Source organism: Paraburkholderia sp. SEWSISQ10-3 4 (assembly GCF_030464785.1).
GTDB classification, from domain to species: Bacteria; Pseudomonadota; Gammaproteobacteria; order Burkholderiales; family Burkholderiaceae; genus Paraburkholderia; species Paraburkholderia aspalathi.
On sequence record NZ_JALPRI010000006.1, the window covers coordinates 265402 to 281512 of the forward strand.

General features: G+C 62.0%; 19 protein-coding genes. 10 read left to right on the forward strand and 9 right to left on the reverse strand.

Annotated features, from left to right (window positions below):
• Window positions 1–88: 88 nt before the first annotated feature.
• Window positions 89–994, forward strand: a complete 906-nt coding sequence (locus tag M0D68_RS16120) for a dihydrodipicolinate synthase family protein (protein ID WP_054039054.1) — start codon at window positions 89–91, stop codon at window positions 992–994.
• Window positions 995–1073: 79 nt separating this feature from the next.
• Here the strand turns inward: M0D68_RS16120 and M0D68_RS16125 are convergent, their stop codons facing one another.
• A complete protein-coding gene (locus tag M0D68_RS16125; RefSeq protein ID WP_093645309.1) occupies window positions 1074–1793 on the reverse strand; it encodes a response regulator transcription factor in 720 nt (239 codons plus the stop codon).
• Window positions 1794–2201: 408 nt separating this feature from the next.
• Between M0D68_RS16125 and M0D68_RS16130 the strand changes: the two genes are divergently transcribed.
• Together M0D68_RS16130 and M0D68_RS16135 are read left to right on the forward strand one after the other, a co-directional pair.
• The gene (locus M0D68_RS16130; protein WP_200651449.1) at window positions 2202–3503 is read left to right on the forward strand and encodes an MFS transporter; all 1302 of its coding nucleotides are present in this window, start codon (window positions 2202–2204) and stop codon (window positions 3501–3503) included.
• A gap of 134 nt (window positions 3504–3637) precedes the next feature.
• Window positions 3638–5119 carry an MFS transporter gene (locus M0D68_RS16135; RefSeq protein ID WP_266224829.1) on the forward strand — a complete coding sequence of 494 codons (1482 nt, stop codon included), beginning with the start codon at window positions 3638–3640 and terminating at the stop codon, window positions 5117–5119.
• 126 nt (window positions 5120–5245) lie between these two features.
• Here M0D68_RS16135 and M0D68_RS16140 read toward each other — a convergent pair whose 3' ends face one another.
• The 6 genes from M0D68_RS16140 to M0D68_RS16165 all read right to left on the reverse strand — a co-directional run bounded on the left by M0D68_RS16140 (window position 5246) and on the right by M0D68_RS16165 (window position 7912).
• Window positions 5246–5518 carry a hypothetical protein gene (locus M0D68_RS16140; RefSeq protein ID WP_093634704.1) on the reverse strand — a complete coding sequence of 91 codons (273 nt, stop codon included), beginning with the start codon at window positions 5516–5518 and terminating at the stop codon, window positions 5246–5248.
• A 64-nt stretch (window positions 5519–5582) separates the two neighbouring features.
• Complete coding sequence (locus M0D68_RS16145) at window positions 5583–6014, reverse strand: DoxX family protein (protein WP_054039062.1); 432 nt, start codon at window positions 6012–6014, stop codon at window positions 5583–5585.
• A 210-nt stretch (window positions 6015–6224) separates the two neighbouring features.
• The gene (locus M0D68_RS16150; protein WP_093634705.1) at window positions 6225–6632 is read right to left on the reverse strand and encodes a VOC family protein; all 408 of its coding nucleotides are present in this window, start codon (window positions 6630–6632) and stop codon (window positions 6225–6227) included.
• Window positions 6633–6666: 34 nt separating this feature from the next.
• Entirely contained in the window at window positions 6667–7131 is a 465-nt protein-coding gene (locus M0D68_RS16155) for an RbsD/FucU family protein (protein ID WP_054039064.1), read from the reverse strand.
• Between the two features lie 121 nt (window positions 7132–7252).
• Window positions 7253–7513, reverse strand: a complete 261-nt coding sequence (locus M0D68_RS16160) for a hypothetical protein (protein ID WP_266224831.1) — start codon at window positions 7511–7513, stop codon at window positions 7253–7255.
• Between the two features lie 30 nt (window positions 7514–7543).
• Window positions 7544–7912 carry a nuclear transport factor 2 family protein gene (locus tag M0D68_RS16165; protein WP_200618275.1) on the reverse strand — a complete coding sequence of 123 codons (369 nt, stop codon included), beginning with the start codon at window positions 7910–7912 and terminating at the stop codon, window positions 7544–7546.
• Window positions 7913–8205: 293 nt separating this feature from the next.
• Here M0D68_RS16165 and M0D68_RS16170 point away from each other — a divergent pair, with 293 nt between their 5' ends.
• From M0D68_RS16170 to flhC, 7 genes are all read left to right on the forward strand, one after another.
• Window positions 8206–8577 (forward strand): type II toxin-antitoxin system RelE/ParE family toxin, encoded by a 372-nt coding sequence (locus tag M0D68_RS16170; protein WP_266224848.1) that lies wholly within the window; start codon window positions 8206–8208, stop codon window positions 8575–8577.
• Window positions 8574–8876 carry an addiction module antidote protein gene (locus M0D68_RS16175; RefSeq protein WP_054039070.1) on the forward strand — a complete coding sequence of 101 codons (303 nt, stop codon included), beginning with the start codon at window positions 8574–8576 and terminating at the stop codon, window positions 8874–8876. Before M0D68_RS16170 ends, M0D68_RS16175 begins: the two co-directional genes overlap by 4 nt.
• A 177-nt stretch (window positions 8877–9053) precedes the next feature.
• Entirely contained in the window at window positions 9054–9932 is an 879-nt protein-coding gene (locus M0D68_RS16180) for a helix-turn-helix domain-containing protein (protein ID WP_266224832.1), read from the forward strand.
• 85 nt (window positions 9933–10017) lie between these two features.
• A complete protein-coding gene (locus M0D68_RS16185) occupies window positions 10018–10548 on the forward strand; it encodes a GNAT family N-acetyltransferase (RefSeq protein WP_200618272.1) in 531 nt (176 codons plus the stop codon).
• Between the two features lie 134 nt (window positions 10549–10682).
• A complete protein-coding gene (locus M0D68_RS16190) occupies window positions 10683–11906 on the forward strand; it encodes a YeeE/YedE family protein (RefSeq protein WP_200618271.1) in 1224 nt (407 codons plus the stop codon).
• A 520-nt stretch (window positions 11907–12426) separates the two neighbouring features.
• Window positions 12427–12747 carry a flagellar transcriptional regulator FlhD gene (gene flhD, locus M0D68_RS16195; RefSeq protein ID WP_028194930.1) on the forward strand — a complete coding sequence of 107 codons (321 nt, stop codon included), beginning with the start codon at window positions 12427–12429 and terminating at the stop codon, window positions 12745–12747.
• 14 nt (window positions 12748–12761) lie between these two features.
• Window positions 12762–13331: a flagellar transcriptional regulator FlhC gene (gene flhC / locus M0D68_RS16200; RefSeq protein WP_054039111.1), complete on the forward strand. Its 570-nt coding sequence runs from the start codon at window positions 12762–12764 to the stop codon at window positions 13329–13331.
• A gap of 173 nt (window positions 13332–13504) precedes the next feature.
• On the opposite strand, the gene M0D68_RS16205 is transcribed toward flhC, so the two are convergent.
• On the reverse strand, window positions 13505–14833 hold the full coding sequence (locus M0D68_RS16205) for an Nramp family divalent metal transporter (protein ID WP_266224835.1): 1329 nt from the start codon (window positions 14831–14833) through the stop codon (window positions 13505–13507).
• A 60-nt stretch (window positions 14834–14893) separates the two neighbouring features.
• The gene (locus M0D68_RS16210) at window positions 14894–16096 is read right to left on the reverse strand and encodes an acyl-CoA dehydrogenase family protein (RefSeq protein ID WP_200618269.1); all 1203 of its coding nucleotides are present in this window, start codon (window positions 16094–16096) and stop codon (window positions 14894–14896) included.
• Window positions 16097–16111 lie beyond the last annotated feature (15 nt).

The window sequence follows — 16111 nt, forward strand, 5'->3', positions numbered from 1 at the left end:
CGTCATCCGCCACGCGTGAATCACGCAAGACGGCAGCATTTTCCCTGCTTACACTGCGCTTCGACTCAACACACTCAGGAGAGCAGTCGTGGCGCATATCTGGGAAGGCGTATTGCCCGCAGTTACCACCAAGTTTCACGCGGATTTCAGCATAGATCGCGAATGGACCGGCAAGAATATCGAGGCGCAGATCGACGCGGGTGTGGACGGCATCATCGTGTGCGGATCGCTCGGCGAAGCATCGACGCTCTCGCTGGACGAGAAGCTGCAAGTGCTCGACATCGCCGTTGAAGCGTCGCGCGGCCGTGTGCCCGTTTTGCTGACGATCGCCGAGAACAGCACGCTCGACGCATGCCGCCAGGCCGAAGCCGGCAGCCGGCATGGCGCGGCCGGATTCATGGTGCTGCCTGGGCTGCGCTATCTGTCCGACCGGCGCGAAACGCTGCACCACTTTCGCAGCGTCGCCGATGCGAGCGCGCTGCCGCTAATGATCTATAACAATCCGCTGGCCTATGGCGTCGACATGACGCCCGAGATGTTCGCGGAAATCGCCGACGAAAAGAAGATCGTCGCGATCAAGGAATCATGCGGCGACGTGCGGCGCGTGACCGATCTGATCAACGTGGTCGGCGACCGCTTCGCGATTCTGTGCGGGGTCGACAATCTCGCGATGGAAGCGATACTGATGGGCGCGCATGGCTGGGTGGCCGGTCTCGTGTGCGCGTTTCCGCGCGAGACGGTGGTGATTTACAAGTTGCTGAAGGCGGGCCGTCTTGAAGAAGCGCGCGCGATCTATCGCTGGTTCGCTCCCCTGCTCGCACTCGATGTTTCGTCGAAGCTGGTGCAGAACATCAAGCTGGCCGAGACGATCGTCGGGCTCGGTACGGAGCCGGTGCGGCCGCCGCGTCTGCCGCTGGCCGGAGATGAGCGCAAAGCCGTTGAAGCGTTGATCCGCCAGTCGATTGAAAACCGTCCGACGCTGCCGCAGGTTTAAGTTGCGGTTTGAGTTGCAGCAAGTTGATGGGTAGCCGCTCCCGGCCGCAGAGCAGCGCGGCCGGTGAGATACCCGCTTGTCAGGCCGCCTGCTTTTCCGCGGCCACCTCACCTTGCCGCAAATGCAGCAGCCGATAGCCGCTCTTGTAAACGGGTTGCAGCCGGAAGTCGTTTTGCGGCTCGATCTCAAGCAGCAAACGCAAGCGCGACACATGGCTGTCGATCGTGCGGGTGAACTCGCGGAACTCACGGCCCCACACCATCGCGAAGATATGGTCGCGCGACATCACGCGGCCAATATTGGAAAAGAACAGCGACGCCAACCGGTATTGCGTACCCGATAGAGGCACCGGCTGACCGCGCAGCATAACGAGCTGGCGATGCGTATCGAAGTGATAGGGGCCGACATCGAAGCTCGCGGCGCTGAAACGGTCCGGATAGGCGCGGCGCAGTAAGGCCGCAACGCGCTCGCGGAACTCGCCCGGACGCAACGGCAGCCCGACATAGTCGTCTGCCCCGCTGACAAAGGCGCGCACCACGCTGTCCTCCGACGTCTCGGCCGAAGCGAACAGCACCGGCAGGCGGTCGCCACCAACGGCGCGCACCGACCTCAGAACTTCCGCACCGGAGAGACGGGTGCCTTGCCAGTCCAGCACCAGCAGATCCACGGTGGAACGGGCGAGCGCTTTCGACATACTCAGACCGTCGTCGTAGACCATACAGGTATGGCCGGCACTCATGAGAATCTTTTCGATCGACTGACGCGTGACGGGGTCACGCTGAAGGATGGCAATGCGCATGGGATGACTCTTAACTGATAGCTCGGACGCGATTCTCGGAGGGACGCCCAAACCATCCCATAGGAGCATTCCTAATTTGCGCGTCAATTGCCCCCTTCCGACACCTGTGTGCTGCATTCCTACACGCGACCGCTGCGGCTCGCACGACACACAGGCCTTGCCGTCCTGGCTGCCTTCGAAAACCCCGTTTTCGGGAACTTTTCCCAATCTAATTAAGCACTTCCCGAAGCGATCCGCTTTCATCCTGTAAAATCGCCGCCCTGGCCCCAGTCGTCATCGCGCTTGCCCTATCCGGGCCGGCGCGCCGGTGTCCCGTGCTCTACCCAGCGCTTGCCACACTTCTCGCCCGACGACCGCCGTATTTCCACGCGCCACGTGTGGTTTCCAATTCAAGACAAGACACAAGCAATGCAAGCGACAAATCTGGGTGGAGCGCAGGCTGTCACCCCACGCCCTCTTGGGCGAAGCGACTACAAGACGCTCGGCCTCGCCGCGCTCGGCGGGGCGCTGGAGTTTTACGACTTCATCATCTTCGTATTCTTTGCGCCGGCGATCGGCCAGCTGTTCTTCCCCGCCGCGATGCCGGACTGGCTGCGTCAGGTGCAGACCTTCGGTATCTTCGCGGCCGGTTATCTGGCCCGGCCGCTGGGCGGCATCATCATGGCGCACTTCGGCGACCTGTTCGGCCGCAAGCGCATGTTCACGCTGAGCGTGCTGCTGATGTCGGTGCCGACGCTGATGATGGGTCTGCTTCCTACCTACGCCAGCATCGGCGTGATGGCGCCGGTCTTGCTGCTGCTGTTCCGCGTGATGCAGGGCGCTGCGGTCGGCGGCGAAGTGCCGGGCGCATGGGTGTTCGTTTCCGAGCACGTGCCGCAGCGGCACATCGGCTATGCGTGCGGCACGCTGACAGCCGGCCTCACGGCAGGCATCCTGCTCGGCTCGCTGATCGCCTCGGCGGTAAACCGCAACTTCGCGCCGGCGGAAATCTCCTCTTACGCATGGCGCATCCCGTTCCTGGTGGGTGGCGTGTTCGGCATGTTCTCGGTTTACCTGCGCCGCTGGCTGCATGAGACGCCGGTGTTCGCCGAGCTCAAGCAACGCAAGGCGATCGCCGCGGAAGTGCCGCTCAAGGCTGTGCTGCGCGACCACGGCCGCGCCGTGATCGTGTCGATGCTGCTCACGTGGATGCTGTCGGCTGCAATCGTCGTAGTGATTCTGATGACGCCGACGCTGCTGCAGAAGCAGTTTCATATCGCGCCGGCCACGGCGTTGCTGGCGAACTGCGTGGCGACGCTGTGTCTGACGATCGGCTGCGTGATGGCGGGCTCAATCGCCGGCCGCATCGGTGCGGGGCGCACGATTTTCATCGGCGGCCTCGCGCTGGCCGTGACGTACTACGTGATGTTCCAGCAACTTGCCGTCGATACGTCGGCACTGGTGCCGCTGTACGCGGTGGCCGGCCTGTTCGTCGGTGTGATCGGCGCGATTCCGTTCGTGCTGGTGAAGGCGTTCCCGCCGGTCGTGCGATTCTCAGGCATCTCGTTCTCGTATAACGTTGCCTACGCAGTGTTCGGCGGCCTCACACCGATCGCCGTTTCGCTGATGATGAAGTCGAACCCGATGGCCGCGCCGCTGTATGTCGGCGCGATCTGCATTGTCGGAGCATTGACCACACTGTTCATCAAAGACGCGCCGCAAGCGCGCTAATCGAGCTGTTTTGTAACGGCGCATCGCCTGGTGCGCCGTTGTTTCCATCGGCTTCACGCTCAGCCTCTCCGGCAATTCCGGCGACATCGACACTTCACGCCGGACCGAAACATCGTGCGCCGCATCGGCCTACGATGTGTCTCATGAACTCTTCCCATACCCCCGTCTCGCCGGCCCTCGGCCGCGTCCTTGCGACCGTCAGCATCGGCTTCGTCGTCACGCAACTCGACGTGACCATCGTCAACATCGCTCTGCCGAAGATCGGCGCAGACCTGCATGCAGACGTTGCTGGCCTGCAATGGGTCGTCGACGCGTACACGCTCGCGTTCGCCGTGCTGATGCTTTCGGCGGGCGCGCTCGGCGACCGGCTCGGCACACGGCGCATGTACGCGGCCGGCATCGTGCTGTTTGCGCTCGCGTCGCTCGCCTGCGGACTCGCGCTCGATGCCACCATGCTGGTCGCCGCACGCGCCGTGCAAGGCATCGGCGCCGCCGCCATGCTACCGAACTCGCTGGCGCTACTCAATCAGTCATACGGCCACGATCCGAAGCTCCGGGCACGCGCCGTCGGACTGTGGACCGCCGCGGGTGCGATTTCGATCGCGGCCGGACCGGTGGTCGGTGGTGTGCTGATCGCGGCATTCGGCTGGCGCAGCATCTTTCTTGTCAATCTGCCGATTTGCGTAGCCGGTTTGCTGGCGACTTTGCTTTGGGTGCCGCGGTCTGGGTCCGCGCGGAAAATCGCGCAAGGAGTGGCTTCGGCTACGACCACAGCAATCCCCCGTGGCATCGATCTGAGCGGCCAGGCCCTTGCGATCGTCGCGCTCACCGCCTTCGTCGCCGCCGTGATCGAATGGCGGCCGCTGGGGTTGAGCCATCCGCTGGTCGCCGGCGGTTTCATACTCGCTCTGCTCGCTGCCGGCGCCTTTATCGTCGTGGAATCGCGTGTCGCGGCACCGATGTTGCCGCTCTCGCTATTCAGCAAGCGCACCTTCAATGCGGCGGTGCTGTTCGGCATCTGCGTGAATCTGACGTACTACGGCATGGTGTTCGTGCTGAGCCTGTATTTGCAGCGCGTACGCGGCTATACCCCGCTGCAGGCGGGCCTCGCGTTCCTGCCGTTGACGGGCGGCTTTCTACTTTCGAACGTGGCGAGCGGCTGGGTGGTCGGGCGCTTTGGGGTACGTGTGCCGATGATCGCCGGCGCAATCACCGCAGGGCTCGGCTACGGCCTGCTGCATTTCGTCGATGCGTCTACGCCGCTCATCGGCCTGCTGCTGCCGTTCCTGCTGATTCCGTCCGGGATGGGACTCGCGGTCCCGGCGATGACGACCGCCGTGCTGGCTTCCGTCGAAGCGCAGCGCGCCGGCACTGCGTCCGCCGTGCTGAATACCGCCCGGCAAGCAGGCGGTGCGGTCGGGGTGGCCGCCTTCGGCGCGTTGGCGAGCGGCGCGGCTGCCACGCAGATCGTCGCGGGGATGCAGGCCGCGACGGCCATCTCGGTCGGTTTGCTGGTGGTTGGTGGCGTAACGGGCTGCCTTGTTCATCCGGAGCCGCAGGCGTCGGCCTTGAGGCCGCACGGGACTTGCCGTGGGCAGGTTGGCAAATCGCACTGAACGTCGCACCGGTTCAGCCTCAGTGCAAAACAAGACCCCACGATGCTTAGGCATCGCAGGAGTCTTCTTTCAACGCTTATACGGCGCCGGCAGGCGCGATACAACTCGCGCTGCCGCCGCACGTATTTACAGCGGCGCTTCCTGAATCGTGCCGGTGTCGATCGCGCGTTCGATCAATCCTTCGTTTTGCGCCTTGGTGATCGCGTCGGCGATCAGCTTTTCCGGCTGCTCGATTTCGGCCTTGATCGTGCTGATAAGACCTGATGCATCCAGAACCACCAGCGTTTTCGCCGAATCGGCAAGGCTGATGATGACGCGATGCGGCGTAGGCCCTTCGCCGAGACTTGCACACAACTGCGTGACCTTGCCGCCAATGGTTTGCTCAAAGCTTTGAATCATTATTTGCTCCCTTGATTACAACCACAATCAAAAGCGACCTGCACAGACTACCTCAATTGCGTGATCAGAGATTCAGCCCGCCGCGTGGCGAGCGTGCGCCGTCGATACTGATCCGGCCCGCTCCGGTCACGAAGAGCAGCAGGAAACCACCCGCGATACCGATGTTTTTCCAGAAGTGGATCACCATGTCGCGTTGCAAAGCGGGATCGGTAACATTCCAGAAATCGTGGCCCAGCACTGCGGTTGCCACGGTGTAGACGGCCATGATGAGCGCGAGCGGGCGGATCTTGAAGCCGACGATCAGCAGCAGGCCGCCGAGTGCCTCGACCGCCGTTGCGATCGGTGCAGCGACCTGGACGAGCGGCACACCCTTCGCATTCAGATAGCCGACAAAGCCCGCATAGCCCAGCAGTTTCATCACACCGCCCCATAAGAACAGCACGGCAAGGGCAATACGCGCGATGAGGATCACGCCGGAATCGACGGGACGCGTCATGAGGGGCTCCTGTAAATGAATAAGCAGCAGACCCGGCCAGACGGCCGCAGTTCCCTACTTTGCATCTGAGAATAGGTGCGCTGCCCGCCTTTTCCAAGCGTGGGCCGGCATGAACGGCACAATCTGCGCCGTCTCAAGGGAAGGAAAACAGTGTCCGAGCGCACAGCGCGTGCCCGATCGTGCACGCCATGGACAGTATCGACGTCGTGCCTAAGCGCGGGGATATGTCGCGACCTCGATCAGATTGCCATCCGGATCGCGGCAATACACCGAGGTCATCTTGCCGCGTGCGCCGTCGCGTTCAACCGGGCCGGCTTCTATCTCGACACCCTGAGCGAGCCAGTGAGCTTTAACCTCAGCGGGGCTCGCGGTGGTGACAAAACACAGATCGGCGCTCCCCGGCACCGGCTCACGCCCGGTGAACCACGCGACCGTGTCCGCATCCACGGGACGCAAGTTGATCTTCTGATTGCCGTATGTCATCGCCACGCGCGTGCCGGTGCGCGACTCGAACTCGGTACGCCGCATGCCGAGCATGCGTGCATACCAGGCCGCACTGGCTTCCACGTCAGCGACATTCAGAACGAGATGATCGAGACTGTCTATCGAGAAGCTCATGGATTTCGTCACCGTCGTGAGGTGCTATGAGGTGCTACTGCTGCGGCGCATCCGGCGCGAGCAGGACACCCTTCGTAAAAACGAAGCAGCCGTAACCGCGCTCTTCGCCGGTAGCGATCACGCAATAGGCTTTGCGCGCCCGCTCATAGAAAGCGAAACGTTCAACAGAAGCAAACGGCACCTCGCGCCCTTCCGCCGCATTGATCTCGAGCTGCACTTCGCGCTGAACCGCCGGAATCGTATTCGGCTCACCGACCACTTCCATGCGCGACGCAGGGCGCTCGATGAAGGTATCCAGCGGCATCACCGACAGAATCGCGCGAATGGCACGCGGCGCGTTCACGCCATCGAGACGCAGTAGCTTGCCCAACACCGTCTCCTGCGCAACGGACGCGCCCGGAAAGTTGGCGTCGCAAACCACCAGTTCGTCGCCATGCCCCATCGAGCGTAGCGCATGCAGCACATCGGCATTCAGCAGCGGGTCCAGATTCTTCAGCACGGTGTCTCCTTGAGGGTCGATTGGCCGCCAGCTACCCGGATTCGAGCGGATTGTCCTTGTGGCGCGTCGCGATCGATTGTAGCAAGACCGTGGCGCACGGTCCGTTGCCGGCGGCTCGCCGTCAATCCGCTTTCCCGCACGATGCGGCTAGCGGCATTCCGCGACACCGCCACCGCAGCCATCCAACTAATGCGAGCAGCACGAGACCCGCGCCACCCAGCACCGGCTCGCGCCAGGCCAGCAACGCTGTGAAGGTGAACGCGCGCGTGCCGGCCAGCAGAGCAAAGCCGGCGATCGCGCTGGAGAGCGCGTCGACAGCGCCCGACAGGCGCGTGACCGTGAGGACAGTACCGGGAGCCGTGACGGCAACGGACTCGTGCATGATCATCTCCGTGAAAAAGACTGCGCGAGCTCAGGTAGCGGCAGGGACCTGGTCGAGGAAACCGGTCACCGCCTGCAAGCGGCCGTGCATGTCGAGCACGCCGAAGTCGGATCCCTTGACGATCGCCTCGCCGGCCGGCGTGGTGAGTGCCCACGAAAAACGCAGGCGGTTCGCGAAACCGTCGACTTCCGTCGTGCGGTGAAACGTGTGATGCGGGAAGCGTTCATGCACCGCGCGGATCATCGCGTCGATGCCGTCATGGCCCGCGCCTGCCAGCAGTGGATCGCGATAGTCGGCATCGGTGGTCCATGTCGCGGCGATCAGTTCCCGGCGGCGTACTGCATCGGTTTCATTCCATGCGTCGAAGTAACGGTCGATCAGATCGGTATGCGCATTCATCTCAGACTCCTTGATTGGCATGACTGAGCACTACGCTCGGCAGACACGTTGTATGCGGCGGGCTCGGAGTGAAGATTGACGGCTCGAGCGCAGCGCGTCGATTACGTTGGAGGTAAGCATCGACATGCACCGGCGTGAAGAACCGCGCTGTTTTGCCCACCGGATAGGCCATTTGGCTGAATCGTCACCGACTTCGTCAGCCGCTAACCTCATGGCGGAATTGGGGGCCGCGCAGCGTCGACTCGCGGCATGTGACGAACTGAATGGGCGCGGACACAGGCCGCTTTTTTAATATGGTTTTCACACTTGCAAGACCGTATCCAACGGGATACAATCATCAACAAATCGGTTCACCGCCTGTGTACACGGTCAAGCGCACCGAGGAATTCGACCACTGGCTTGCCGGCCTCGCAAACTTGAGGGCGAGAGCCAAAATCCTGGTGCGGGTCCGGCGTGCTGAGCGAGGTCATTTCGGCGACGTCAAGCTGCTGGAAGACGGTGTGTCCGAGATGCGCATCGATTGCGGTCCCGGCTATCGGGTCTACTTCGCGCGCGAAGGGCGCATGGTGTTCCTGCTGCTCTGCGGTGGCGATAAATCCACGCAGCCAGCCGACATCAGGCATGCCAAATCAATGTGGGCAGACATCAGAAAGGAACTGTCATGAGCAAAGTCAAAACCGCACGGTTCGACGCATCGCATTACCTCGATAGCGAAGAGATGATCGCCGAGTATCTCAACGCAGCGCTGGAAGAAGGCGACGCCGACCTGCTCCTCGCCGCGATCGCCGACATCGCAAAAGCACGCGGCATTGCGAAGGTTGCGGCGGACGCCGGACTCGGGCGCGAAAGCCTCTATAAAACCCTCGCGCCCGGCTCCAAACCGCGCATGGACACGGTGTTCAAATTGCTGCGCGCGCTGGGCGTCAAACTTAACGCCGTGCCGGAAGGCGTAGCGCCCGCCTGATTCGCGCCTGGCGTGTTGCCGCCTGGGGTGACGCCCTGAATGAGCTGCGTATTCGTGGGTGCTCCTACGCTTTCTCGGACATTCCACGGTATTGCCTAGCATTCCCGGGTATTCCCGGGGTATTCCATTACCTGTCAGGTAATGGATCGCTAACGCGCTTTGGCTATCATCGGCAACATGAACACACTCTCTCTTGCGCAAACCATCCCGTCGAACGGGCCGACAGCAAGCCGCACGGTCGGCGATCTGCTGCGCGAATGGCGGCAGCGGCGAAGAATGAGTCAGTTGCTGCTCGCCGCTGAAGCCGATATTTCAACGCGGCATCTGAGCTTCGTCGAATCAGGCCGTGCGGTGCCTAGCCGGGAAATGGTGATGCACCTCGCTGAGCGGCTCGACGTGCCACTGCGCGCGCGCAATGCACTGCTGATTGCGGCGGGTTATGCGCCGCTGTTCCGCGAACGCCCGTTGACGGACCCGCAGTTAGCCGCCGCACGCGAGGCAGTTGAGTTGGTGCTCAAAGGTCACGAGCCGTATCCGGCTCTCGCGATCGACCGTCACTGGACCATCGTTGCCGCGAACAATGCGCTTGCGCCGCTGCTTGCAGGCGCAAGCCCTGAGCTTATGAAACCGCCGGTCAATGCGATGCGATTGAGCTTGCATCCGGAAGGCATCGCAGCATCGATCGTCAACTGGCATGCCTGGCGGGCGCATGCGCTGTCCCGGCTTCAGCGACAAATCGACGTGAGCGGTGACGACACGTTGAGCGCACTGCGCGACGAACTCGCTGCATATCCCGCTCCACCCGGCGCGGAAGCGGCCGACCACGACGACACGGCAGGTAGTCAGATCGCCGTGCCGCTGCGGTTGCGCACGCCGATCGGCGTACTGTCGTTCTTCAGCACGACCACGGTGTTCGGCACACCGGTAGATGTCACACTGTCGGAGCTTGCTATTGAAGCGTTCTTTCCCGCCGATCAGGAAACCGCGGCCGCGCTGCGTGAGTTTGCCGCGAGCCAGCGCGCCGAAGGCCAAGGGGCTGAAGCTGTGAAGTCATAGCAGCACCACAGAAACCTGGAGCGCAATATCGAAAGCTGAATTGTTCCCGCTTGCAGCATCGTTCAAACCACACGGAGAGACACACTTGATCAACAACGCCCTACTGGTCCGCCAACTCGGTCTCGCCGACCGCGACGCCTACTTTCAGCTTCGCCTGCGCGGGCTGAAGGCGCATCCGGAGTCGTTCGGTCAAAGCTACGAGGACGCGGTGGCCAAGGGCGCCGCGCGGCACGATGCGATGTTGGAAGGCACACGCGCAGCCGAAGGTGATTTTTTGCTCGGTGCTTATGAATCGGCTAATACGCCATTGATCGGTGTAGTGGGATTGCTTCGTAACCAGAGCGACAAGGAAAGGCACAAGGCTTCCGTCGTCGGTATGTATGTCGCGCCGGAAGCGGCGGGCCGCGGAGTCGGGCGCGCCTTGCTGAATGAGTTGCTGGCGCGAGCGGCGCAGATAGAAGGTCTACGGCAAATCCAGCTGATGGTGGGTAGCCGCAACGAAGCGGCACGCAAACTCTATGAGTCGCTTGGCTTTCGCAAATACGGTTGCGAGGTGGAAGCATTGAACGTCGGCGGCGTGTTTCACGATGCTGATCTAATGGCGCGCTTCATGTAACGGCTTTCGGGTGCCCTGCTTCAACGCGCGATACGTGCTATCTTTTTCAATCACCTTTCCGCTGCACCAACCCCGAAGCGGCTTATCCGCCGCCCTCGGGCTATCTTCGATTTGCCGCTCGCCAGTCAAACACCATGTCCGACCTTGCCACTTCCCTTCCGCGTGTACCACGCCGTTTCGACATCAATCCGAAACCGCTAGGTGCCGCACTCCTTCTTATCGCGCTGGGCGCCGTCTATCTGGCACAGACCGTTAGCGGTCGTCAGGCAGCGCTCTACATCGTCGGCACCTTGCTGGGCTTGTCGCTCTATCACGCGGCGTTCGGTTTTACCTCCGCGTGGCGAGTCTTTATCGCCGACGGCCGCGGCGCGGGTCTGCGCGCCCAGATGCTAATGCTGGCGCTCGGCGTGTTGCTGTTCTTCCCGGCGCTCGCCGCGGGTACGCTGTTCGGCCGGCCGGTGGTCGGCCTCGTCGCACCGGCCGGCACGTCCGTGCTGGTCGGAGCCTTCATGTTCGGCATCGGCATGCAGCTGGGCGGCGGCTGCGCGTCCGGCACGCTCTACACCGTAGGCGGCGGCAGCACGCGCATGATCGTCACGCTGGCGGCGTTCGTCATCGGTTCGGTTGTCGCGACCGCTCATATGCCGTTCTGGACCGCACTGCCGTCTCTCAAACCGCTTTCGATGGTGACCACGCTCGGTCTCGGCTGGGCGATCGCGCTGAATCTGCTCATGTTCGCTGCGATCGCGGCGCTCACCGTATGGGTCGAACGGCGCCGCCATGGCCAGCTGATCGACGAGCCGCAGCGTCCGCCGCACGCGTCGCCATGGCTGCACGGTCCGTGGCCGTTGTTCGTCGGTGCAATCGCGCTGGTCCTGCTCAACTTCGCGACGCTGGCGCTGTCCGGTCGCCCATGGGGTGTGACGTCCGCGTTTGCGCTGTGGGGCGCCAAGATATTTGCCGCACTGGGCATCGATGTGGCCAATTGGCCGTATTGGGCCGCTCACGCCAACGCCGGCGCACTGGCCGCTCCTGTTACACATGACGTCACCACGGTGATGGACATTGGCATCATCCTCGGCGCCATGACGGCCGCCGCACTGGCCGGCCGTTACGCACCGGTCTGGAAGGTGCCGGCCCGCTCGCTGATCGCGGCGGTGGTCGGCGGCCTGATGCTCGGCTACGGAGCCCGTCTGGCCTACGGTTGTAACATCGGCGCCTATTTCAGCGGCATCGTGTCAGGCAGCTTGCACGGTTGGCTGTGGCTGGTCGCCGCCTTCGCCGGCAACGTGCTCGGCACCCGCCTGCGCCCGCTGTTCGGCCTCGAAGTCGAACGGATCCGCGCAAACGGTTGCTAGAAGTTACAAATGCGGCCTCGTTTGTAACTGGGGCCGCATCAACATGTTACACGTCTGATTCGTCCCCATTGCAGTTCCAATGAACGGTATTTATTACTTTCAATTGGGCTCGCTTTCTATTTCCTTTCTGATTCCGTCCTGATTTTCCGGTTCTCGACCGGTTGCACGGCATTGCTCAGATGAATAACTGTAAAGCCCACCACACAAGGGTTTTCATGGATCAGACGAAATTCCGAGGCCGCAAAAAACCCGCTAAGCATCGTCTATTACAGGACCGTGAAAGACTTACCGAAATTTGATGTATCTTTTTGAGATATTTTTTTGAGAAGGGATTGATTTCTTGTTTTGCCCTTCATACAATTCGTCCCAAGCTGTTACGAAATGTAACGCGATGTATCAAAAAGTCGCCATCTGTATCAGGTGGTGACATGTAGCCGGAGGACAACGTTTCCGGCGAGGCATAAAAGACATAACGGCAAAAAAAGCCGACTTAGTAATTCGGGGCTTCGGAAAACAGAAAATGGACCGTAGCAGCGAGACGCTGGATTCAATCCGCGAGATCAACTTGTCTTACATCATGCTCGCGCAACGTATGTTGCGTGAGGACAAACCGGTCGGCATGTTTCGACTGGGACTGTCGTCGGAACTGGCTGATTTGCTAGCCGGGCTGTCGCTCGCGCAGATCGTCAAGCTGGCCGCTTCCGATCAGCTTTTATGCTTCTTCCGCTTCAACGACCACTCGATGTTGTCGGCGTTGACGCAAACGACGAAGCACGCAGCAGTTGCACCGACTCACGCGGCAATCCTGCTTGCAGGCCAGCCTGCTGAGCAGTTTGCTTAATCGAGGTGACCGCGATGCTCAAGCGTAGCCTGACGGAAGACGCACAAGAAGTATTCCGTGCCATCGCGCTGATTGAACTCGGCGCGCGCATGCAGGTGCTCGAAAGCGAGTTGACGCTTTCGCGCGACCGCATGATCCGCCTGTACCGCGAGGTCAAAGGTGTGTCGCCGCCCAAGGGCATGCTGCCTTTCTCGGCGGACTGGTACATGACGTGGCTGGCGAACATCCACGCGTCGTTGTTCTACAACACATACCTGTTCCTGAAGAACGAAGCGCGCTGCTCGCACCTGGATGCGCTGACCAAGGGGTATCGGCTGTATCTGGAACATTGCCAGCACAGCGACTCCGAACCGGTGCTGGATCTCACGCGGGCATGGACGCTGGTGCGTTTCTTCGACGCCGACATCCTGCAGCTGACCAAATGCTGCCGTTGCACCGGCAAGTTCGTCGCGCACAAGCACGACCTCCAACACAACGTGGTGTGTGGCGCATGCCAACCGCCATCGCGCGCCGGCAAGACCAAAAAGGCGGCCGCCGCTCGTCAGGAAGCGCTCGAAGCAGCGCAGATCGCGCAAGCCGCCTGAGTTAAGTGGAATCGATGAGGGCCGGTCCAGCCTGATTCGAACCGAAGCACCTTGGAAAAAGTCCGCCATCCCGCGGACTTTTTTTTTGTGTGGTTCTCGCCCTGACAAGGACACCTCACATCTAGCAACCGACGCCAGGCACCAGGCGCTACCCCGCTACCCCCTTTGCCGCATCAGCCGACCAGTCCCACCGTCTGCACCACCAGCCACAGATTCGCCGCACTGATCACCACGAACAGCGACCAGGCGACGAGCCGCGTCGGCAGCCTGTTGGCAAATTCGCCCATCAGAGAACGATCGTTGGTCATGCGGATCAGCGGATAAAGCGCGAACGGCAGTTGCAGGCTCAACACAACCTGGCTTGCGACCAACAGTTTGCCGACTGCGCCGTTGCCCATCATCTGCACGCCGATCAGCGCCGGAATCAAGGCGAGCGCCCGCGTGATGAAGCGCCGCTGCCAGCACGGAATTTTCAGTTTCAGGAAGCCTTCCATGATGACCTGCCCCGCCACCGTGCCGGTGAAGGTCGAACTTTGCCCCGACGCCAGCAGCGTGATCGCGAACAGCACCGCCGCGAAACCGGTGCCGACGATCGGCGCCAGCAGCTTGTACGCGTCTTCGATTTCGGTAACCTGGTTGTGGCCGGTCGCGTGGAACGCGGCCGCCGCGAGAATCAGGATCGCCATGTTGATCAGCAGCGCAATGATCAGCGAGACGATCGTATCGATGCGCGACATGCCGATCGCCGAGCGGATGCTGGCCGAGTCGCGTTTAACCGCGCGGGTCTGCACGATCGACGAATGCAGATAGAGGTTGTGGGGCATCACGGTCGCACCGAGAATACCGATCGCCAGATACATCGGCTCGCGGCTGCTGAGTGCCTGCCACGAAGGAATCAGCCCTTGCGCGACGGACGGCCAATGCGGCTTCACCAGCGCCAGCTCGATGATGTAACCGACGCCGATCGTTGCGATCAACCCAAGCATGATCGCTTCAAGGTCGCGAAAATTCTTGCCCTTCAGGCCGAGCACGATCAGCGTATCGAACGCGGTCAGCAACACGCCGGTGGTCAGCGAACATTTGAAGAGCAGGTGGAAAGCCAGCGCGCCGCCGAGCACTTCGGCCAGATCGCAGGCCACGATCGACAGTTCGGCAAGCAGCCACTGAAAGCGCGCGACACCTGGTGAGTAACGCAGTCTCGACAATTCCGCGAGGTCCCGCCCGGTGGCGATGCCGAGCCGCATGCTCAGACATTGCAGCGCCATCGCCGCAAGACTCGACAGGATGACGACGAACAGCAGGCTGTAGCCGTAACGTGAGCCCGCTTCGATATCGGTGGCCCAGTTGCCGGGGTCCATGTAGCCGATCGAAATCAGCAGGCCTGGCCCCGCGAATTGCAGGATTTTTTTCCAGAACGGCGCGCCTTGCGTAACGGCGACCGTGCCTTGCACCTCGGATGGGCAAAACGGCGCCGTTGCGGTGGTCGGTAATTTGAACTGCAAGCCGGTGGTCTCTTGAAGGGGATAAACCGCGACGCCTCATGCAGGCCGCCGCGAACCGCCTCAAGTGTACAAAGAAACTTCCGGCAATGTCCCGCTTAACGCATAACGGCCGACGTCGCGTACGCGATAGTCGAGTGGATCGTGCAGCGTATGCACGCGAGCGTTGCGCCAGAAGCGGTCGAGCGCGAGTGGCGCGTGGGTGGCGCGCGCGCCGCAGGCATCGAACAGTTTTTCGCTGACGTCGAGCGCGGCGCGGTGCGCGACGATTTTCGCCTCCGAGGTGGCGAGCGCCACCTGTGCACGGGTTTCGGCGTCCAGCGTCGGGCCTTGTTGCCATGCGTCTTCGAGCGCGTAGGCGGCACGCACTGCCAGCGCTTCCGCACTCACCGCCTGCAGACGCATCTCGCCAAAGCGCTGGATCAGGTAAGGATCGTCGGTGGCTTTTTCGACGCCCGAAGATATCCACGGCTTGCCGTACTGCGTGACATAGGCGCGTGCTTCTTCGAGCGCGCCCTGCGCGATGCCGACGAACAGATTGATCAGCACCTGCTGCGAGATCAGCGTGCGGAGGCTCGCGTATGAGGTGTCGGCCCGCTCCAGCACCTCGTGCGGTTCAACCTTGACTTGCACAAAGGAGACGCTGCCGCTATCGGTTTGCCGCTGACCGATCGGATTCCAGTCTTCGTGAACGGTAATGCCTTCACGCGCGGTTGGCACCACCGCGAACACCGCTTTGCCGGCGACCGGATCGTGCCCGGAAACCGTCATCATGTGCGAGCCGCGCGTACCCGAACAAAATCCTTTCTGCCCATCTAAAAGATAGCCACCGTCGGCGGTTGCGCTTGCAACGAGTCGCGTGTCGAGCGGATTGACCGCATTGCCCCACCACCAGCGCTCTTCCACGGTGCCGCCCAGATAGCGGGCACGTTGTTCCGGGTTGCCCCATACATTGACGCTGACCACCTGCAGGCACGTGAAGCCAAGCAGATGCGCGAGCGCACTGTCGACTCGCGCGATCTGGCGGATCGTCTCGTAGATCTCGGGCCAGCGCGTGCCGGAACCGCCGAATTCACGCGGCACGGCGAGCGTAAGCAGCCCTGCGTCGGCGATCCATTGTTTTTCCTGCGCGGCGTGACCGCCGTCGCGATCGCGCTGAGCCGCGCTGGCGCGCAACGCATCGAGCAAGCCGGTCAGATCGCGCACCACAGGCGCAGCGCCGGTTTGCAGCGGTTGCAGCGCCTCGGGATGTCGAGGTTCGTTCATGCAATGTCCACGTGG